General features: G+C 57.9%; 19 protein-coding genes. 17 read left to right on the plus strand and 2 right to left on the minus strand.

What is annotated here, in order from left to right:
• Positions 1-227: 227 nt before the first annotated feature.
• Positions 228-422 (plus strand): transposase, encoded by a 195-nt coding sequence (locus AC07VG_RS23245; protein WP_495004269.1) that lies wholly within the window; start codon positions 228-230, stop codon positions 420-422.
• A 70-nt stretch (positions 423-492) separates the two neighbouring features.
• Here the strand turns inward: AC07VG_RS23245 and AC07VG_RS23250 are convergent, their stop codons facing one another.
• Positions 493-1902: an aminotransferase-like domain-containing protein gene (locus AC07VG_RS23250; protein ID WP_495004270.1), complete on the minus strand. Its 1410-nt coding sequence runs from the start codon at positions 1900-1902 to the stop codon at positions 493-495.
• A 139-nt stretch (positions 1903-2041) separates the two neighbouring features.
• Between AC07VG_RS23250 and AC07VG_RS23255 the strand changes: the two genes are divergently transcribed.
• The 10 genes from AC07VG_RS23255 (at position 2042) to AC07VG_RS23300 (ending at position 11427) form a co-directional block, all read left to right on the plus strand.
• The gene (locus AC07VG_RS23255) at positions 2042-3142 is read left to right on the plus strand and encodes an MFS transporter (RefSeq protein ID WP_495021952.1); all 1101 of its coding nucleotides are present in this window, start codon (positions 2042-2044) and stop codon (positions 3140-3142) included.
• A 41-nt stretch (positions 3143-3183) separates the two neighbouring features.
• Complete coding sequence (locus AC07VG_RS23260) at positions 3184-4476, plus strand: ATP-grasp domain-containing protein (RefSeq protein WP_495021953.1); 1293 nt, start codon at positions 3184-3186, stop codon at positions 4474-4476.
• A gap of 52 nt (positions 4477-4528) precedes the next feature.
• The gene (locus AC07VG_RS23265; protein ID WP_495004273.1) at positions 4529-5023 is read left to right on the plus strand and encodes a RidA family protein; all 495 of its coding nucleotides are present in this window, start codon (positions 4529-4531) and stop codon (positions 5021-5023) included.
• An 83-nt stretch (positions 5024-5106) separates the two neighbouring features.
• The gene (locus AC07VG_RS23270; protein WP_495004274.1) at positions 5107-5592 is read left to right on the plus strand and encodes a cupin domain-containing protein; all 486 of its coding nucleotides are present in this window, start codon (positions 5107-5109) and stop codon (positions 5590-5592) included.
• Between the two features lie 284 nt (positions 5593-5876).
• Complete coding sequence (gene yfcF, locus AC07VG_RS23275) at positions 5877-6521, plus strand: glutathione transferase (protein WP_495021954.1); 645 nt, start codon at positions 5877-5879, stop codon at positions 6519-6521.
• Positions 6522-6552: 31 nt separating this feature from the next.
• On the plus strand, positions 6553-7893 hold the full coding sequence (locus AC07VG_RS23280; RefSeq protein WP_495021955.1) for a KamA family radical SAM protein: 1341 nt from the start codon (positions 6553-6555) through the stop codon (positions 7891-7893).
• A gap of 31 nt (positions 7894-7924) precedes the next feature.
• Complete coding sequence (locus AC07VG_RS23285; protein WP_495004277.1) at positions 7925-8800, plus strand: branched-chain amino acid aminotransferase; 876 nt, start codon at positions 7925-7927, stop codon at positions 8798-8800.
• A gap of 18 nt (positions 8801-8818) precedes the next feature.
• Positions 8819-9577, plus strand: coding sequence for a TauD/TfdA family dioxygenase (locus AC07VG_RS23290; protein WP_495004278.1), 759 nt, complete (start codon positions 8819-8821; stop codon positions 9575-9577).
• A gap of 66 nt (positions 9578-9643) precedes the next feature.
• On the plus strand, positions 9644-10612 hold the full coding sequence (locus AC07VG_RS23295; protein ID WP_495004279.1) for a diiron oxygenase: 969 nt from the start codon (positions 9644-9646) through the stop codon (positions 10610-10612).
• A 14-nt stretch (positions 10613-10626) separates the two neighbouring features.
• Positions 10627-11427 carry an N-acyl homoserine lactonase family protein gene (locus tag AC07VG_RS23300; protein WP_495004280.1) on the plus strand — a complete coding sequence of 267 codons (801 nt, stop codon included), beginning with the start codon at positions 10627-10629 and terminating at the stop codon, positions 11425-11427.
• 72 nt (positions 11428-11499) lie between these two features.
• On the opposite strand, the gene AC07VG_RS23305 is transcribed toward AC07VG_RS23300, so the two are convergent.
• Positions 11500-12930, minus strand: a complete 1431-nt coding sequence (locus AC07VG_RS23305; RefSeq protein ID WP_495004281.1) for an aminotransferase-like domain-containing protein — start codon at positions 12928-12930, stop codon at positions 11500-11502.
• A gap of 468 nt (positions 12931-13398) precedes the next feature.
• Here AC07VG_RS23305 and AC07VG_RS23310 point away from each other — a divergent pair, with 468 nt between their 5' ends.
• From AC07VG_RS23310 to AC07VG_RS23335, 6 genes are all read left to right on the plus strand, one after another.
• Positions 13399-14700, plus strand: a complete 1302-nt coding sequence (locus tag AC07VG_RS23310) for an MFS transporter (RefSeq protein WP_495004282.1) — start codon at positions 13399-13401, stop codon at positions 14698-14700.
• 34 nt (positions 14701-14734) lie between these two features.
• Positions 14735-15352 carry a CDP-alcohol phosphatidyltransferase family protein gene (locus AC07VG_RS23315; protein WP_495004283.1) on the plus strand — a complete coding sequence of 206 codons (618 nt, stop codon included), beginning with the start codon at positions 14735-14737 and terminating at the stop codon, positions 15350-15352.
• A gap of 16 nt (positions 15353-15368) precedes the next feature.
• Positions 15369-16679: an ATP-grasp domain-containing protein gene (locus AC07VG_RS23320; protein ID WP_495021956.1), complete on the plus strand. Its 1311-nt coding sequence runs from the start codon at positions 15369-15371 to the stop codon at positions 16677-16679.
• A 77-nt stretch (positions 16680-16756) separates the two neighbouring features.
• The gene (locus AC07VG_RS23325; RefSeq protein WP_495004285.1) at positions 16757-19120 is read left to right on the plus strand and encodes a PEP/pyruvate-binding domain-containing protein; all 2364 of its coding nucleotides are present in this window, start codon (positions 16757-16759) and stop codon (positions 19118-19120) included.
• Positions 19117-19719 carry a gamma-glutamyl-gamma-aminobutyrate hydrolase family protein gene (locus AC07VG_RS23330; protein WP_495021957.1) on the plus strand — a complete coding sequence of 201 codons (603 nt, stop codon included), beginning with the start codon at positions 19117-19119 and terminating at the stop codon, positions 19717-19719. The genes AC07VG_RS23325 and AC07VG_RS23330 overlap by 4 nt, the downstream gene beginning before the upstream one ends.
• Complete coding sequence (locus AC07VG_RS23335; RefSeq protein ID WP_495004287.1) at positions 19716-20441, plus strand: phosphocholine cytidylyltransferase family protein; 726 nt, start codon at positions 19716-19718, stop codon at positions 20439-20441. Before AC07VG_RS23330 ends, AC07VG_RS23335 begins: the two co-directional genes overlap by 4 nt.
• Positions 20442-20761: the final 320 nt, after the last annotated feature.

The raw sequence follows: 20761 nt of genomic DNA on the forward strand, positions 1-20761 counted from the left end.
GCGCGCATGTAGTGAAATTTACTAAACGCATAGGTGGAGTTTTCTTTATCGGTGGGCTGGTTGATTTCTGCCGGGGCGGCAGCTACACAGGCTCGTCGGTTTTTGTTGGATGCGCTTGGCGGGCCTTTCGACCGGCGACTGTAGCTGTCCGCTCGGACAGTTTTGTAGTGGTCTAATTCCCCCGGACACCTCGATAGGTGGAAAATGCATCTATCGAGGAGTTTTTCATGACCGACAAACGCAGAACATTCGACGACAGCTTCAAGCTGCAAGTCGTGAAGATGATCAAGGATCAGCGCCTGAGCGTTTCACCGGTTTGTCGTGATCTTAATATCGATGATCTACCGCGAACTGCGGACCCGCATGCCGGGTGGTGTGGCAGGGGAGCGGCCTATGAATGCCGCCCCCTATGCCGATTATAGGGTCGTATTGGCGAGGCGAGATCCATGTCGCAGCCGCCGCGTACCTTGGGGATCGCTGTTGCGCAGGGGCTTAGCTATCGAGCAACCGGAAAAACCTGTCGCGAACCTGTGTGTTATCGCTGTGGGCGACGTTGAAGCGCAGGAAATGGCTGGCATCCGTTGCTTTGCTGAGCAAGGTACCAGGGGCCAGTACCAGATCATTTTCCAGGCCTTTTCTGGCCAGGGTTTCGGCGTGCAATCCTTCGGGCAGGCGAGTCCAAATGAACAGACCTTCACCCGGAAGAGAAGACACCGAGCAGCCTGCCGCCACCAGCCAGCTCGCCACGCGACTGCTGGACTCATACAGCCGATCTACCGTGCGCCGAGCATGTTTGGTATAGCGTCCGTCGCTGAGCATGGTGCAGGTGATCTGCTCCGCCAGTTCCGAGGTCACGCCCCCGCAGCTCATTTTCAGCGCCACCATCCGCGCCGCGAGTTGTGGTGACAGCACCGTATAGCTGACCCGGCTGTTGGCGGTCAGGGTCTTGGAGAAGCCGGAGACGTAACTGACATTGTCCAGACCGCTCGCGGCCAGGCGCGGGGTGCGTTTTTGCTGGATGTCGCAATACAGGTCGTCTTCCAGAATATGGAAGCCGTAGCGGTGACTCAGCTCCAGCAAGCGATAGACCTGGGCCGGGGAAAATGAATGACCGGTGGGATTGTGCAGGGTGCTGTTGGTCAGGTAGAGCACAGGACGATGAGCGATCAGCAATTGTTCGAAAGCATCCAGGTCCATGCCTTCGCAGTCCCGCGCAATGGTGATGACCTTGGCGCCGTGCAACGCCAGGTTGGCGTGCAGGTTGAAATAACACGGATCATCGAGCAGCACCGTGTCACCGGGTTTGATCAACAGGCGCATCAGTAGGTCGATGGCCTGCATGGTGTTGGCAGTGGTGATGATTTGCCCCACCGGCACGTCGATGCCGAAGGTCGACAGCTTTACCCGCAACGCCTCGCGCAGCGGCAGGTAACCGCCGGCCATGCTGTATTCGCCCATGCGCAGCGTCGTCGCGCGAAGGGTGCCGCGCACGGCTTTGAGCAGTTCTTCGCCGGGCAGCCAAGAGGAGGGCAGAAATCCGCAACCGGGGCGCAGCGCGCCGTTGTCCAGCAGTAGCGCACGGCGAACCACGCTGAGGGTGTCCTGAGGTTGCAGGTCGGGGGCGGCAGCGATGGGCTCCTGGGCGCTGCTGCGGTGAACGTAATGTCCCGAGCCCTGTCGTGAAACCACCAGCCCCTTGGCCCGCAATCGGTCGAAGGCGTCGACCACCGTGGATTTGCCCACGTTCATCAGTTCCGAGAGTTCGCGAATCGGCGGCAACTTGGCACCGTGGGGCAGGCTGCCCAGGCTGATTGCCACAGACAACTGATCGACGATTTGCTGTACCAGCGGCGCTCCAGGCTGGAACTCGATGGCGGCGATAACTGCGCGCTGAACCTGCATTTTACTGGTCACTCCGGCAGTAAAGTTCGTTGGATTCTATACGAACTTGCTCTGATCAGGACAAGCGTCTCTCTCTACCATCGCCTTACAGACTTTCCTGATTGCCGATCGGTCAATCACCGGGTTCATGAGGTGTTGCATGAGTGTTGAAACAACGGCCGCGGTAGCAAAACCTGCGATTAACGTTCGCCTGTTCATTATTCGAATCATCACCGCTGTGTCGCTGTTTGCGGTGCTGGGCAAGGCCAACGTCTGGCTCGATACCGCCACCAACAGCATCCTGGCTCTGGGTTATCGGGCCTTATTGCTGCTGCTGCCGTTGACATTGTTGGTGCTGGGACGCCGATCCCTGAGCGTCACCTTGCTGTGCGCAACCCTCGGGCTGGTGTTGCTCGCGGTGACCAGTAACCAGGGCCTGGTGATGTTCGCTGCGGCGTTGTTTGCCTACGGCATCGCCATCGCCGGTTACTTGATCAAGAGTGAAGCGGCTCAGACCAAAGAAGGCGCGGCCTACAACCGAGTCGCGATGAACATGGGCAGCCTGGTGGCGGGTTTGATCCTGCTGTCACCCTTGTTGACCCCGACCCTGTTTTTTCTCGGCGCCGCAGGTTTTGTGCTGATGTGCCTGCCCATCGCCATGGGCGCAACGTTCACCGTTCCACCGGTCGCCCCTCGTGCCGCCATCCAGGACGGCAGCGGCTGGCGCAACAAGCTGCCGTGGGTGATCGCCGGCATCATCATGGGCATCAAGCTGTTTGGTGTGTTCTCGATCCTGCCGCAAGCGATCCTGCTCAAGACCGGTGAATTGCCGGCCTGGTATGGCCTGATGCTGATCCTCAACAGCGCCGTGGTGGTGTTCGCCCAGGTGCCGGTGATGAATCTGATCGAGCGCACCGGACGCTTCAAAGTGGTCACCGTGATCGGGATCATCGTCGGCGGCTTTGCGGTACTGTCGTCGCCCGCTGCCTTCCACGTGGAAACCCTCGCCGGTGCGCTGATCTGGGTGGCGCTGCTGTCCATCGCCGAGTGCGCGTTCAGCTACCTCGATTACTTCTCGGTCAAGCAGAACAACATGTTCGTCAAGGAAGTGTCCCTCGGCGTCGGTGCCGGGCTGACGGTGCTGATCATGCGGGTCGCGCCGCAGCCCTACAACGCAGTGGTACTGGCCTTGATCGGCGCCGGCGGGATTCTGGCCTGGTACTACCTCAACCGTAAGTCCAATGCGTCCCTGCACGACTGATTCATCGCGGTCCGTTTTTCACTTCACTGGTCGGGGGTTTCATGAGTAAGACTTCATGCGTAGTAGTGGTCGGGTACAACGGCAATCGGGTTCACGATATCCAGAAGCTGCGCGACCTCTGCAAGACGCTCTACGACGCCCGAATCATCCTTCTGGTCGAGCAGATTCAGCCCGAGGACCGTCATGTGGCGGATCACGTCTGCACCACCTCGCTGGCAATGGCAGACGTTGCAGACTCCGTCGATCTGGTGGCTGACTTCCTCAGTGCTGATGGCTGGAACCTGATCGGCGTGCTGCCCTTTTCCGACCGAGGAGTGTTGCTCGGCGCAGCGCTGGCCACGCATTTCAGGCTGCCCGGCATTACTCTTGGCGAGGCGCGGGCGGGGTTGGATAAGCAGATTTTTCGCCAGCTGGAAGCCGTTGCCAGCGCCTCGCCGGAAGATTACCGCCCGGTGTTTTGCGCGCGCATCGAGAGCCTTGCCGAACTGCGCCAGCGGGTTGTCGAACTGGGCGGCAAAGCCTTTATCAAACCCGCTTGCGAAGGCGCCAGCAGAGGTTGTCGGGTCATCCATCAGGTGTCCGAGTGCGAGGAAGCCTGGCAGGCGCTCAAACCTTATAGCGAAGGCGGGATTGTCCTTGAAGAGTTGATCCAGAGCGCTCTGGAATACAGCTGGGATTACGTAGCCGGCAGTACCTGGGTCACCGAAAAGACCACCACCGAAGGCGCCTACCGCGCAGAAATCCAGCAAGTCGTGCCCGCCCCGTTGGCGGCGGACGTCCAGGCTCGACTGGCGGCGGCCGGTCGGCACATGTCCGGGCTGGTCTCGCTGGATAACGGCGCCTATCACAACGAGATTTTCATGCGCGCCGACGGCCTGACTTCGGCGGTGGAAACCAACATGCGCCCCGGCGGCATGCACATCTGGGATCTGGCCCGGCGGGCGTTCGTCGATTTCGACCCGTGGGAGCGCTGGGTCAGATGGGCCGTGGAGGGCAAGACCGAACACCATGATCCGGTCGCTCGTGGTTATTGCGGCATTCGCCTGCTCAGGGCGCCGTTCGGCGGCACTCTGCGTACAGCGCCGGACGTTGAATCACTGGCCCTTGAAATGAACATCGAACTGGTGGAGGCGGTGTATGCCAAGCAGGTCGGTGATTCGGTCACGGCGCTGGTGCAGGACAACACCTCGTTTATCGGCCACATCGTGTTGTTCAGCGAGGACTACGCGCAACTCAGCGACAACCTGCTGCGTCTGGCAGAGGCGATCGAGTCACGAATCAAGGTCACCGGCGTTGCATCGGCCATCGAGCCTGCTTTGAGCGTCATGGGGTGATCCACCGTGATCGGCGTTTTTCGAGCTACTGGTTATACAGAGGATTGAGCAAATGATTGAGCGAATGACTCGTGACGAACGCTTCATCGCCCTGGCAAAAGAACTCGGCCATGACATTTATGGCGAGAACACCGCCGGTGGGCATTACGCGCCGCTGATTCGGCATCACGATGAACTGTATGTCAGTGGTCTGGTGCCGCTAATGAATGGCAAGGTTCAGTATCCCGGCCGAGTGGGCCTGGAGCTCAGCCTCACGGATGCGCAAGCGGCAGCCCGTATCAGTGCGATGCGCGGACTGGCGTTGATCGTTGATGCGATCGGTTCGCTGGATAAAATAAAGTCGCTGCTTCGTATAACCGTCTATGTGAAGTCTACGGCGGATTTTGTTGATTTGAGTGAGGTGGCGAATGGCGCATCGGATGTATTCAGTCATGTGCTGGGAGATGCCGGTAAACATACCCGAACAACCGTCGGGGTTTATCAATTGCCGAAAAACGCGGCGATAGAACTGGAGATGATCGCTGTCCTGCTCCCATCGGCGTTATAAGAGCAAACGGTACGGCTTTACAGTGCTGAACCGTTGCCATAAGGTTCGGCCGCTCAAGTGTGCAGAATGAGAAGAGATTCGCAATGGATAACGTTCAAGGTGCGTTTTTTTCATATAAGGATTTTCGCCAGAGTTTGCACCACCGCCCGGTAAGTCCACGGGTGTGGAAAGGAACTGAACTGGCGGACATGCGCCGAACCCCTGATGACAGCGAAGTCGATATCGTTACGCTGGCCCACGACAAGAGCATTGACGGTTGTGAAGTGACGCCCGGTATGGCGGTTGCCATGCAATGGTTGGCCCCCGGTGCGGTGCTTAATGGGCATTCCCATTCCTGGTGGCATCTGTTTGTCATTCAGTCCGGAAACGGCACGTTGACGCTGGGTGATGCCGATGAAGCGAGCGTCAGTAGCGGCGACGTGCTGCTGGTGCCAGCCTGGACTAAACACGGCTTCGTCAACACCAGTAGCGACGAGCAGCTGGCGATGCTGAACATGAGCAACATGCCGCAAATGGCACTGCTCTCGAACTTTGCCGACAGTCACGGGCTGATCACCGCCCAACCCTGATCCATCCTCGTTTTACCCAGGGAGTAAACGTCTGTTTATTCCCTTTTTTTATCGACCCCCTCCCGAACTCGCCTTCCTCTCCACGCGCTCGCCCGGTTTTCGGTGCGATTGCGCGCATAGAACCGTTTGCAAATGCTGACTTTCTGTATCGATAGAAACAGCAGAATTCTGTATCTATTCAACTAACGGTGAACTAACTACGATCACTTCCGTTGCGCGTTAACTAAAAAACAACACGGCTTTCAGTGGCGCGAGTTCGCGCGGTTAATGAGATGGAGTGTTCTATGGAAAACCGGAAGCTGAAACTTTATGTTGGTGCGGACTGTGTCAGTGCGTTCGCCATGTCGGTCTTTGTTGCGCTCAAGGAAAAACAACTTTCATTCGAGTTGATTGCACTGGATTTGAAAAGTCGAGAGAACTATAAAGCGACGTATCGTGATCTCTCGCTGACCTGCAAAATCCCCACGTTAGTTCACGACGATTTTGCCTTGTCGGAATCTTCGGCCATTGCCGAATACCTGGATGAAATCTCCGCGGGTCATAAAAAGTTATTGCCCCTGGATATCAAGAGCCGAGCGCGGGCTCGTCAATTACAGGCCTGGTTGCGCAGCGATCTGCTGGTCATTCGCAAAGAGCGCCCGGCAGACCTTATTTATTTCGGCAGGAAAGACAATCCACTGTCCGGTGATGCCCTGGCTGCCGTAGATCGATTGTTTTTTGTGGCCGATCAGTTGCTGGAAGAGGGCGCCGATCATTTGTTCGGCGAATGGAGCATTGCCGATACCGACCTGGCAATCATGCTCAACCGCCTGGTCGCCAATGGTGATGAGGTCCCCGTGCGTCTTGTTGCCTATGTCCGTCGGCAATGGGATCGCGACAGTGTCCGAGCATGGATGGATATAGCGCGCGCAGCGCCAGCCATTCAATAAAAAACGACAAGAAATCAGCAGGAGCGCTGCCATGCAGGGAATGTCGGAGCAGGAAAGATACAAACCCTATAACTCACGCACCATACGTGAGACGCCGTACTGGCAGAAACTGACGCCAGCGTTGCAGGAAGCCATGACCGTGGTTGCCAAGGTCATGCCGTTTCGCACCAACGACTATGTACTGGGGACGTTGATCGACTGGGACAACATACCGGACGATCCGATTTTCCGGATGACCTTTCCCCACAAGGACATGCTGCTGGCGGACGAATACGAGTCCCTCAAGCAGCTGATCGAGCAGGATGATGCCGCCGCCATCAAGCGGCGGATCGAGGCCATCTGGCTGCGCATGAACCCTCATCCGGCGGGGCAGCTGACGCACAACGGCGTCACCCTCGACGGAAAAATCCTGTCGGGCATACAGCACAAGTACCGGGAGACCGTGCTGTTTTTCCCAGGGGCGGGTCAGACCTGTCACGCCTATTGCACCTTCTGTTTCCGCTGGGCGCAGTTCATCGGCGAGGAAGAACTCAAGTTCAATGCTCGTGAGTCCCAGGAGCTGTTGAGTTACCTGCGGGTGCACACCGAGGTCACCGATGTGCTGATCACCGGCGGCGATCCGATGATCATGAACACCCGTTCCCTGGCCGCTTACATCGAGCCGTTACTGGAACTGCCCCACCTGAAAAGCATCCGCATCGGCACCAAATCGGTGGCGTACTGGCCGCAACGGTTTGTCACCGACAAGGATGCGCCCGCGCTGCTGGAGCTGTTTCAGCGGATCGTTGCGACGGGGAAAAACCTGTCGATCATGGGCCACTACAACCACCCGGTGGAGATCAAACAGGACATCGCTCGTCGTGCCATCGAACGCATTCGCGCCACCGGGGCGACCCTGCGCATACAGGCGCCGCTGATTCGGCACATCAACGAAAGCCCTGCCGATTGGGCCGCGCTCTGGACCGAAGGCGTCCGGCTCGGGGCCATTCCCTATTACATGTTCATCGAGCGCGATACCGGCCCCAGCCACTACTTCGCGATGCCGCTGGCTCGGGCATTCGAGATCTTCCAGGCGGCCTATCGCACGGTGTCCGGGCTGGCGCGCACGGTTCGCGGGCCGTCCATGAGCACCTTCTATGGAAAGGTGTTGATCAACGGCATCGAAACCGTCGCCGGGGAAAAAGTCTTTGTGCTGCAGTTCCTCCAGGCTCGTGATCCGCAATGGGTGTTGCGCACCTTCTACGCGCGCTTCGATCCCCAGGCGACCTGGTTCGACGAGTTGCTGCCGGCGTTCGGCGAGCGCTCGTTCTTCTTTCAGGCGGAGCCCGTGACGGCCCTCAGGTTGATACCGGTCGTCCTCGCGACCGCGTAGGAACTTTCATCAAATTTGCGGAGGTAATGGCATGAGCGGTATCCCGTTTGATCAGCGTGAAGGTTTTATCTGGCTCGACGGCGAGTTCGTTGAGTGGTCACAGGCGCGGCTGCATGTGCTGACCCATGGCCTGCATTACGCAAGCACCGTGTATGAAGGCGAGCGCGTCTATAACGGCAAGATTTTCAAACTGCGCGAACACAGCGAACGCCTGTATAGATCGGCGAAGTTGATGGACTTCGTCATTCCCTATGAACTCGCCGAACTGGAACAGGCCAGCCATGAGCTGTTGCAGCGCAACAACGTCGTCGACGGCTACCTGCGTCCAGTGGCCTGGCGCGGCAGTGAAATGATTTCCACCTCGGCTCGCTACAACACCGTCCATGTGGCAATCGCCTGCTGGCAATGGCCGAGCTATTTCGATCCGGCGGCGCATATGGCCGGGATCCGATTGAAAACCGCCACCTGGCGCCGTCCGCCGCCGGCCAGCAGCCCCTTCGAAGCCAAGGCTTCCGGGCATTACATGATTGCCACGCTCAGCAAGCATGACGCTGAAAACAACGGTTACCACGATGCCTTGATGCTCGACTGGCGCGGCAACGTCGCGGAAGCCACCAGTGCCAACGTGTTCTTCGTCAAAGGTCGGACGTTGCACACCCCGGTGCCGAATTGTTTCCTCAACGGCATCACCCGCCAGACTGTCATCGAACTGGCCAAGACGCTGGATTACCAAGTGCTCGAAAGAACCATTGTTCCTGCTGAGCTCGGCGACTTCGATGAGTGTTTTCTGACTGGCACCGCCGCCGAAATCACACCCGTGCGCAGCATCGATGAACAGCTCTATCGACCGGGCCCCGCGTGCAGCGAATTCATTGCAGCTTACACCTCAACCGTAAACGCCGGATAAACAGCCAGGAATTTCACCATGTCAGATCAAGGGATTGTTACGTCTCGACCTTACGTTTCATTGGCCCACCGCCATGAAGAATTGTCGGTGCATGGCTGGACGGTGCTGACGCCGGACGAGTTCGCCGACGATGTCGAAGGCACGCTGCACGCGTTCGGCCCGGTCATACCGCAATTCAATGGGCAGACCGCTTTCGCCATCACCCGAAAGCCGGGGTACGAAGACCTGCCGTACTCCCAGAGCATGAACGGCATCGGCCCACACACCGAAGCGCCAGTCTATGGGCCGCCGCCGCGTTATCTGGCGTTACATTGCCATCGACAGGCCACGTGTGGTGGCGGGCATACGGGGTTGGTGGACGGGCTCGAGTTTCTCTCCTACCTGGAGAGTGCCGACCCGCAGTTGCGGCAATGGATCAACGACACCCCGGTAGAGTTCGTCGCCACCGCCAAACCTGGCGAGGCTGCGCAGCGCAGGGTCGAGGAGTACATCCTGACACCTACGGAGGACGGCGACATTTTCCGCTTCAGCTACAACCAGTTCCACTATGGCGATGTGAATCCATCGAAGGACGATTTGCGTCAGTCGCAGGTCGAAAACAGTTCATCGCCGCTGGCCAGATTTGCGGCACTGGGCGAGGACTATTTTGTGCGGCACAACACGCCGGTGCTGATCCCCGATGGCTGCATGCTGATCTGGGACAACTGGCGAATGATCCATGCCCGCAGTCGATACAGTGATCCGGCGCGTAACCTGACCCGCTACTGGCTGGCCTGATCTATCCGTCGTCCTTTATCCATTGGTGTACCCCTCAGCGGGTACGCATCCTACAGGTAGCGAGTCATGCAAACAGCAATCGAGATTGCCAAGGTCGATCATCAACTGGTGATACGCCTGAATCAGGCGTGGGCCAAACGAGCCACGGTCTGTGCACCGGACAAGGCCGGGATCAGCGAAGTGTTTGATCCGGCGCGTGCGGATTATCCGCAAAGCATGGTGCCGTTTTTCCATCACCCCAAATTCCAGGCGCTGAGCGATGAACTCAAGAGCGCGGTGCTGACCTGGGGCTGGATCGGCTACAACCTGCGCACGGTCACCGCTGAAGAACACGTAGTGAACCCGGCGTTGAGCGTCATCGCCAATCAATACCTGGGCAAGGACAACTGGCATTACCGTGAAGCCATGCAGCAGATGCTGATCGACGAGCACTACCACACGCTCTTGCATCTGCGGGCCATCGAGCGGACCAAGGCGCAGCGTGGCCTCAAGCAGGAACTGGATTTGCCTCCATCGGTGACTTATTTGCGGCTGGCGGCCCTGCGTGAAAAACTGGCAGAACCCTGGCAGCGGGATCTGGCGGCGATCACCTTCGCGGTGATCGCGGAGATCAGCGTCAACGCTTATCTGGACCTGCTCGCTGATGACCAGAGCATTCAACCGCAAAACCGCCGAGTGGCCGAACTGCATAACCGCGACGAGTATGCCCACAGCAAAGTCCTCGCCGAGGTGGCCAAGGTCATGTACGGGAATATGCTGGCGACTCAGCGGGAATTTTTCACTCGCACTTTGTCGATCGCACTGAGTGCTTTTGTCGCTCAGGACTACTCGATGTGGGAGGCGATTCTGACGCAGCTGGGGGTCGAGAATGCCGCGCTGATTATTGCCGATACTCGGGAAAGCAGTAAAAACGCGACGATCATGCGCGACTACAGCGGGCTGCATCGGCTGGCACAGGATCTGGGCATTATCGATGACATCGATTTTGACTTCTGTCCGACACTCAAAACCACCGCTGTCGCACAGCCGGCCTGATTCAGGAGATGCCCATGTCCGTTCCTGTGTACGAAGTATTCGCCATTCGTGTCGGCGCCAACGCCCAACGCACCGCCCGGGAGAATTTTCTTTACGACGCCTGTTGCGGTGATCCTGCGGCGTCCATGCCGCTGGACTACTATTTCTGGGTCATTCGCAATGATCAGCATGTGGTGGTGGTCGACACCTGTTTTCAACCGGCCACGGCGGATCGGCGCAACCGCCAGATGTATCGCCTGCCGGAAGACTCATTGCGCCAACTGGACATCGATCCGGGGGAGATCGACAACCTGATCCTTACCCATTTGCATTGGGATCACGCGGGCAATCTTGGGTTGTTTCCGATGGCCACGGTGCATTTGCAGGAGGCGGAGCTGCGCTTTTGCACCGGGCCGAAAATGGCCCATCGCACGCTGAACAAAACCTACGAGGTCGAGGACGTGATGTCGGCGCTGCCACCGTTGTTCGAAGGTCGGTTGCGCTTGCATAACGGTAGCGTCGAGGTGATCCCCGGCGTGACCTTGCACCCTGTGGGCGGCCATACCCCCGGCAGTCAGGTGGTGCGGGTCGCGACCCAGCGCGGCTGGATCGTTCTGGCCTCGGATGCCGCGCACTTGTGGGCCAACATACGCCAGCGCAGTCCATTCCCGATTCTCGATGACCTGGCACAGACCCTTGAGGCGTTCAGCCTGATCGACAGCCTGGCCGACGGTGAGGACCACGTGATTCCCGGCCACGACCCGCAGATCGCCCAGCGTTTCCCTCATTGGCATGACGATCCGCACATCATCTGCCTCCACGAAAACCCCCTCTGAAGGCTACGTTCAATGGTGTAGCAGCTGCCGAACGCAGGCTCGCGGGCTCGGCAGCTGCTACAAAAGGTGTGTTTAGCCCTGTCTTTTGAGCAGTCGACCTAATGTCGCGACTGCTTCATCTATGCGCGGTGAATAGGGTGCGCCGCAGCCGATGCGTACGAAATGGTTGAAGCGCTTGGCATTCGAAAAGATATCGCCGGGGGATATCTGGATACCGGCCTTTAATGCCTCATGGAAAAACGCCATGGATGAATGCTGGCTAGGCAGTTCCACCCACAACAACGTGCCGCCCTGCGGGTTGGTCACGCAGGTGCCTTCAGGGAAATAACGAGTGATTGCGGCGCTCATCTGTTGCCGTTGTTGAGTCAGAGTTTTCCTCAATCTTCGCAGGTAACGTTCATAGGACGGCGTCTTCATGAACGCGCTGACCGCCAATTGTGACAACGCCTCGCATCCCCGGGACTGGGTGTGTTTGAGCATTTCTACCCGATCGTGCCATTTCCCTGCGCTGATCCAGCCCAGACGAATGCCGGGGGCGAGGGTTTTGTTCAGCGATGCGCAATAGATCAGGTTATCGGTGTGATCCCAGTGTTTGAGCGTGGACAGCGGCTGCTCGGTATCGACCAGGTCGCCATAGGTGTCGTCTTCGATCAGCACCGTGTCGTGCTCGGCGCACAGTTGCACCAGCCGCGCCTTGTTGGCATCGGGCATGATGCTGCCCAGCGGGTTGTGCAGGTTGGGAATGACGATCAGCGCCTGTATCCGCTCGGGGCCCTGCAACAGTTGTTCGAGGGCGAACAGATTGATTCCGGCGTGAGCCGTGGCGGGGACTTCCAGCACTTGCAGGTTCAGGCTTTCGAGAATTTGCAGCAGCCCGTAAAAGGTCGGCGACTCCACTGCCACGGTATCGCCCGGCTGGGTCACGGCCCGCAAGGCCAGGTTGATCGCTTCGGTGGCGCCGTTGGTGATAACGATCCTGTCCGCTGTCAGGTTGGCCTTGGTGGTCAGCGCTCGTCGGGCAAGGATATTGCGCAAAGCAGTATTGCCGCAGGCAGAGCCGGGCGCTCCTAGCAAATGTTGATCCTGGCGCAACGCCTTGAGCATATGGGTCTGCAGAATTTTCAACGGATAGAGTTCGGGCGCGCTGTAGGCACTGGCGAAATTGACTTTGATCGAGGCGCGCTGGCTGGCCTTGAGCACCGATGACACCTGTTCGTGAATGCCGACGTAAACGCCTGTATCAAGGGGCGGGGGAGGTGCGGTCGGAGTTGGTTTGGGTAGCATGTCGGGCTGGCGAATGAAGTTTCCGGAGCGTGGGCGAGCTTCCAGAACACCGTAGTCCTCGAGTTGCCGGCAAACCTGCACCGCAGTCGACAAGCTGACGGCGTGTTTCTCCATCATCAGGCGAATGGAGGGAAAGCGTTCACCGGTTTTCAAGGTACCGCTGCGGATTGCGTCGAGGTAGTGCTTGGCTAACTGACGGTAAAGGGGGGGAGCGTTCATGATGACCTCAGCAATCGCACCACTGACGTCTCGGACTGGAAAGTGAGTTGACGCTCCCTGCAGGCGGACCCGTGGTGCTAAGGGTTAGGGAAAGGTTGTGTGGCGCCGATCGAGGCGGCGCCATTACGTCACCGTTGCATGGGCAAGCTCGCGGTTACTCAAGAGGATTGGAGGCATTGATTGCCGCAGGAGATGGCGCTTTGCAACCGTCTCGCGGGGGGTGGCGATGACGCAAAGGGGAAGGGTTTTGTGTGCTGCGAAGGAAGAGGGTGCAACCCGATGTTCGGAAAGGTTGCACTGATACGGTCTCAAGTTTTATTGGTGCAACCTCGCCAGGCTGTTTAACGGACGGTTATTCAATAATCATAAATACTGATAATTCTTTATCTGACCGGGTGTTTCTGGCGCTAACTTCGTCACGGTGCGGTGATGTTGAAGTGCAAAGCTTGCACTGAAATAGTGCGAGGCATGATTCGCTCAGAAGTATGTGACATTTTTGTTAAAAAATATTGCCAGGAATTTTTTTTTACGATAACGTGCGAGTGGTTAAAAGGAAGCTACTCGGTGAAGGATCATATGCGTATTTCATATTCGTCCAAAAACCTTACGGTCCTCATCTGGATCGTCAATCTTTGTGCTATATGTGCATCCACGCTGAGTTATATATACCTGTCTTATTACACCTATAAAGAAACCGGCAATCTGCTGTATTCTCAGGTCGTGCTGTTTTCGCCAATGGTGTTGCCTGTTTTATGTGTAGGGCAGATCTATCGAGTGGCCGACCGGGTTTCCCCGCGCACCTTGTTGCTGTTGTCCAATGCCCTGGCTCTGCTGGTGGTAGTGATTGTGTATTCGTTTCTTCCCAGTGTTGTTCTGTTTGCCATTGTCGGTGGTATTGCCATCGGCACTCTAGATGCGTTGCAGCGTGTGGGTCGCATCGTCGCGATCAAGTGTTACTTCAATTCGCAAAACGTCGAATCTACCGTTCCCCTGACACTGACGGCGCAGTTCATCGCTGGCGGTATTGCTGGAGCGACCATGGGCCTGGTCAAAGGCGAGATGATGCCATGGCAGGCCTTGGCGATCACCGCCGTACTGCTCGCTATCGCCGCGCTCGCCGCCTTCCTGCTGCCCAGGGTCGAGCGGCCGGCAGCGCCCTCTGTCGCGCAGCCTCTGGCGCTGATCGCGACTTTTTCCAACCTGATGAAAGCCAACCCCGAACTGCGCCGCAGCTTCTGGAGTTTCATTATTTTCGTCAGCGTTTATCAGGGTTTTTTCAACGTCTCGCGGATTATCCTGCCGGCTCACGTGCTGGGATTGTCCGAGGGATATGTTGGGCTCCTACAAGCAGTCAATAGCATCGCCGCCCTGGCCGGTGCGATTCTGTACTACAAGCTGAACAAGCGTGGCCACCGACTGGCGCCAGCGTCCATGGCCACGGCCAGTGCGTTGTTCATGATCACCGCGGCTTACGGCGGCGGGTTGATCTCCAGTTACGTCGCCTACTTTTTCTATATCTTTTTCTTCGAACTGGCTTTTTTCAAACTGCAGTCCGATGTGGTGCTCAATACACCAGCGAATGCCATGCCGCTGGTGGCGTCTGTTCAATATGCCGGTGTTTATGTCGGCATGATGGTCACCATATTATTGGGTTCATTACTGGTTGAGCAAGTTGGCCTGTTGTGGACCAGTGCGGTGTTTGCTGCCGTTTATGGGGTGGCAAGTACGCTCTTTTCGTTTGTTTTGAAACCTGTCGAGCAAACTATTTAATCAAGTTTCACATCTGACAAGGAAGTCATGACCTATGCGTTATATAGCGCCGGTGTTTCCGTTCGTTCGTTTTTTGGATCTGGCTAACTGGGTTACAATATTAAATATACTCTTGTCCTTCGTGGCAGTTGTCGCAGCGCAACGGGGCAGTCTTTCTTATGCCGCCAGTGTTATTTGTCTGGCCGCCATACTCGACTTTGTCGATGGGCATATTGCAAGAACTTATCTGGCGGGTAATGCGCCACGCCGCGCCTTTGGCAAACACCTGGACAGCTTTGCCGACCTGCTGAACTTCAGTGTCGCCCCGGCGCTCATCCTGGTGCTCTTGTTTCCTTCTTCCCTGGCGGTCATCGCGGCCGGCGCACTGGTGCTGTCCGGCGTCTTGCGTCTGACTGTCTTCGCCCTCAACGACCCCAATGCGCCGGTCGGTTATCGCGGGCTGCCGACGACCTATTCCGGCTTACTGTTTGCGCTGGCGTTCCAGGCCATTGCGGCCGGCAAAGTCGCCCCCCATGACGTGCTGTTTCTGACATTTCTGATCGCGGTGCTGCAAGTGACGAACCTTAAGCTGCCCAAGTTCAAGGCCATCCCCACCGTTGCCTTCATTGCAATTGCGTTTTCCCTGAGCAGTTTTCTCCTCTACCACTCATAACTACACGGAGCGTTCTATGAAACATGTCGTTTTGGTCGATAGCACAGTCAGCGGCCTGCTGGCCTTCGAAGCTGCCAAGCGCCTGGGGTGTCATGTCACTTTTATTCATCAACGCGATACCTCGTTCCTGACGATTTCGGTCAAAGGCGATCACTCGAAAATCGAGCCGTACCTCAAACATGTGGACGAATACATCCGCGTCGACTCACTGGAAGGCGACGAATTTCATAACGTGCTGGCAGAGCTCAACGCCAGTCGAAAAATCGACGCGCTGATCTCCACGTCCGAAGCCGCAATCGTCGCCGTGGCCCGGGAGGCCGAGTTCCTCGGTACTCGCTATCCGAGCTACGAAAACCTCTGTGGCGCGGTGTACAAAAGTCGTCTGCGCGAAGCCCTGCGCGCGAACAATGTGCGCTCGCCTGACTTTCAGGTCTTGAGCGAGAGCCAGTTGGCCGAAGGCATCGCGCCTCAGTTGGCACTGCCGTTTGTGGTCAAGCCGACCCGCGGGTTCTCCAAGCAGTTTTCTGCGATCTGCTTCACTCAGCGTGATTTCGATGCATTCGTCGAGACCATTCGCCAGGCCCGTGCCGATTCCGATCCGATGATCGATGCATTGGTCAGCCGCGATTACCTGGTCGAGCAATACGTCAACGGTACGCTGCATTCGGCCGAAGTCATCGTTCAGGACGGCGTGGTGTCGTGTTATGCCACCACCATTCGTTTCCGTGCCGACTACAACGAAATTCTCGAGATGACGGCGACCATGCCATCGGGTCTCGACAACACCGCACGCGATGAAATCAAAGCCTATGTTCAGCAGGTCTTCAGTGCCTTGAAGCTGGATATCGGGCTCTATCACGTCGAGTTGCTGCGGGACGAAAAAGGACCCTGCCTGGTGGAGATCAACGCCCGCATGATGGGCAGTGTCGCGCCGCAAATGTACCGGATGCTGACTGGCATCGATCCGTTCGAAATGCTCATCCGTCTGCACCTGGGCGAGAAGATCAAGATCGACGACTCCTTGATTGAAACCGCAGGCACCGTGGTCACCGTCGCATCGCGCCATGGTGGCCGGATCGCCGACAGTTACGACCCGCGCACGCTGCAACCGCTGCTGGACAAATACCAGATCGAGTTCTGCACCGCGCACGTCGTTCCGGGTCAGCAGGTGAGCGTCTACACCGGCAATATCGGGACCATTGGCCACGTGATCGTGCTCGATAGCTGCCCTTACGCGGCGGCGAAAAAGGGCAACAGCTTCCTGGCTGAACTGTCGCTGCTGTACGGCAACGAACTGGCGAAGTACACCGGCCCTGAGCTGGATTAAGCCGATTTCATGCCGGGTGCCTGGTGGTCATCGCTGCCCACAAGGGAATGTAATTACCTCTAACAATGGAAGACGACATGCAGTCAATGACGCTCGCCAGTCCCTTCGAGTTTTCCGGGAAGGCCGGAACTCTGGAAAGCCTGGCCCCGTTTCTGAAGACCGGCCGCGTGCTGCCGTTGCACCGGTTCACGGTCAGAAACTGGCGCAGCAAACCCCAGGCCATCCTGGATTACTGTGAAAAGCGCTTTGGCGATCATCCGATGATCGTGCGCTCCAGTAGCCTGTCCGAGGATCAGGACGGCACATCGGGTGCCGGGATGTACGACTCGGTCGCCGATGTACGCGGGCCGGTGGCGTTGAAGCAAGCCATCGAACAGGTAATCGGCTCTTACGGGCAGGCCAGCGATTTCGATGAAGTGCTGATTCAGAGCATGGCCACCGGCGTGCAGGCCTCGGGCGTGGCGATGACCCGTGACCCGGAAACCGGTCTGCCATATTACGTGGTGGATTATGTGCCCGGGCACGGCACTGATGGCGTCACGGCGGGGACCGGCATCGTTCACTCGTTTGTGGCGATCAAGTCTGCGGCCGGTTCCGAACCGGCGGCACTCAAAGGGCTGTTCGCCTTGCTCGCGGAAGTCGAGTGCCTGACAGAACGTGATGCATTGGACATCGAGTTCGCCATCACCGAGGACGGTCCGTTGCTGTTTCAGGTTCGGCCGATGACGGGGCAGGGCGTGGAAAAAATCGACGCGCAGTCAGACTTCGCCCTGCGCGCGGTGCTCGATTGCGAAGTGGCACTGCTCGAAAGGTTGGCCAGAAAGACCCGGCAACCCGAGCACAGTTTCAACGCCTTTCTGGGGCTGATGCCTGACTGGAATCCCGCCGAGATGATCGGCGTGAAGCCGCGGCCCCTGGCGTACTCGCTCTACAAGGAGCTGATCACCGATGTGAACTGGGCATCCGCGCGGTTCCGCTACGGTTACCGCGATATGCGCAACAAGCCGTTGATGCATCAGTTCAGCGGCTCACCTTATATCTGCATTCCTTACAGCGTGGAGTCGTTCATTCCCGCAGCGCTGCCACTGACGATCGTCAACTCGGTGGTCACCCAATGCTGCGAGCACCTGGCTGCCCATCAGGCGCTGCATGACAAGATTGAGTTCTCGATCATTCCTACCTGTTTTACCCCGCAACTGGCGATCCTGCCGGCAGATGACATTCCAGCCTTCAAAGGGCTGAACGTTGCTCAGCGCGAGCTCTACCTGGCGGAGTTGAAAAGCGTCACCGAGCACATCATTTCGGCGGACGGGCCGTTTTTTTCGGACCTGACGCGACTGCCGCGCATCGAGCAAAAGGTCGAGCGGCTGGCCCGTGGCAACAACCACCGCGAAGATCCTCTGCAGGGTTTGCGCCATGCTCTCGCCGATGCCAAGGTCGTCGGCGAAGTGTTCTCCGGTGTCGCCCGCGCTGCGTTTGTCGCGACGGCAGTGATCAAGTCACTGGAGAGTCTGCAGCGGATCCCGGCAGGTTTTACCGATTCGCTGATCGGCGGTGTGCATACCGTCGGGCGCAAGATGGCCGACGATTTCCGCATCCTCCATAAAGAAGCGTTCCTGCGTCTGCATGGCCACGTGCGCCCTGGCACTTACGACCTGCGAGTGGCGCGTTATGACGAGACACCCGACGCTTACTTCGACTGGACTACGCCGCCGCAACGCGCCCATCGCGACGATGGCCCGCGGGTAATCAGCCGCGAAATCAAAAACGCTGTCCAGCAAGCCTTCGACGAGTGTCACCTGCGAGTCTCGGCCGAGCATTTTTTTAAGTTCCTGGATGCGGCCGTAGCGGCTCGGGAGAAGGTCAAATACTTGTATGGCGCGTTCGTTTCCCAGGCGCTTCAGGCGCTCACGAATTGGGGCGAGAGTCACCAGTTGAGCGGCGAAGAACTGAGTTTTTCCAGACTCGGTGATTTTCTCGGCAACCTGGAGGAGGTCCGGCTGGAGGCGATTCACCACAAAATCGTCAGTAACCGGGCGCGCTGGCAATCGACTCAGGGCATACGCACGCCGGTCATCGTCTGTAAGCCCGATGACCTGCTGTCCCATGCAATCGAGTCTTGTAACCCCAACTTCATCACCCGCAGCGCCACCGAAGCGCCAGTGGCGGTGTTGCGGGCAGAGGAAGCGAGCAAGCACGACATCGAGGGTTGCATCGTACTGATCGAGAATGCCGACCCGGGCTTCGACTGGATTTTCACCCGTCGCATTGCTGGGTTCATTACGGCTTACGGTGGCGAGAATTCCCACATGTCGATTCGCGCCCGAGAGTTCGCCATTCCGGCCGCTATCGGGGTCGGCGAGGTGAAATTCCGCAGCCTGCTGGCGAGCAAACGGTTGATTCTCGATTGTGCCGAGCGCCGTATTCAGGTGTTGGCGTGACCCTGGTTGCGGTGACCATGCTTCGGCTGTTCGATACCGGGCGCAGCGAGTGGAGAGATGCAATCGACCAACGCTGGAGCACTTTTCTCGCGCGTTGCGGCGTGCAACCGGTCTACCTGCCGAACAACCCCGAGGTTGCCGCAGGCCTGCTTGAGCAACTGCGGCCGAGCGGTGTGCTGTTGACCGGTGGCGGCAGTTGTCAGGCGTTGTCGGGTGTCGCCGATTGCCGGGATGACACCGAAGCCCTGTTGCTGATGTGGGCACAGCAACGGTGCCTTCCGGCATTGGGCGTCTGTCGCGGCATGCAGGTCATGCTCACACGGGCAGGGGCCATCCTGGAGCCGGTCACCGAGCATGTGGGGGCTCACGACATTCGCTATCGGGGCGAGGTCCGCCGGGTCAACTCGTTTCACGATTACGGTTTTCGTGCCGTTCCACCCGGCTATGAAATCGATGGGATGGGTGAGGACGGCGTCATCGAGGCGGTCAGTAACCCAGAGGCAGGCCACACCGCTGTGATGTGGCACCCTGAACGCAACGAACATTTGGAGAGCGCCGACCTTTCACTGGTCCGGCAGGTTTATGGAGTTTCACAATGAAGGCAATTATTCTCGCCGCTGGCCGTGGCAGTCGTTTGGGGGCGCTGACCGATCAACGACCCAAAGCGCTGGTGGAGTTCAACGGGGTGCCGTTGATCGAGCGAACCGTGCGCACCTTGCGTGCCGCTGGTATCAGTGAAGTCGGTATCGTCGCCGGCTATCGCAGCGAAATGCTGGCGCCCTATGCCGATCGGCTGTTCATCAACCCGCTCTGGAGTACCACGGGCATTCATCAGTCGCTGAGCGCGGCCCACGAATGGCTCGACTCCCAGCCCTGTGTGGTGAGCTATGGCGATATTTTCTATTCGCCCGAACTGGTCGGTGCGCTGATGGCCAGCGGTAACGACATTGACCTGGGTTACGACCCACAGGCGGTAGCGCTTTGGAAGCAGCGTTTCGATCAGCCGTTGGAGGACATGGAACGCTTTTCTATCGATAACGAGCGGATCTGCGAGATTGGCCATCGTGCCCAGACTCTGGAACAGATTCAGGGGCAGTATATGGGGCTGTTCAAACTGACACCTTCGGGCTGGCAGGCACTCAATGCGCAGTTGGGCGGATTGAGTGCCGAGCAGCGCGATCAAATCGATATGACGTCATTGTTTTCATTGCTGATCGAGGCGGGTGTGCCGGTCGGGGGGACACCGACGAACCAGCCCTGGGGTGAGATCGATTGCCCTTGCGATGTGGCACTGTATGAGCGGATTTATCCACAGCTGTGATTGACAGGGTTTAGCGACGCTGAACATCCAGGCCCAAAAAAGCCCCGCCTTCGAGAGAAGAGCGGGGCTTTTTGCTGTGCGCCCAGCATGGGCGCAATCTTCCCTCCGTCCCCTCCAGCCATTCCCTCCGTGATCGTGTTGTAAAAATATAGTTTGGAAACTTGGACACACGGTCAAGCCTGTGAAAGCGGATCAAATATGCTCGGCGAATTTAATGCTCATTTAGCAGCAATGAGCCGGGGAAGAAAAAATGCACTGCACGCATCGCACGACCCTACGCAAATCCAGGCATCGGCAGCCATCGACAGCAGGTCGCCTGA

The sequence above is a fragment of the Pseudomonas sp. GW821-FHT03C07 genome (genome assembly GCF_059420925.1).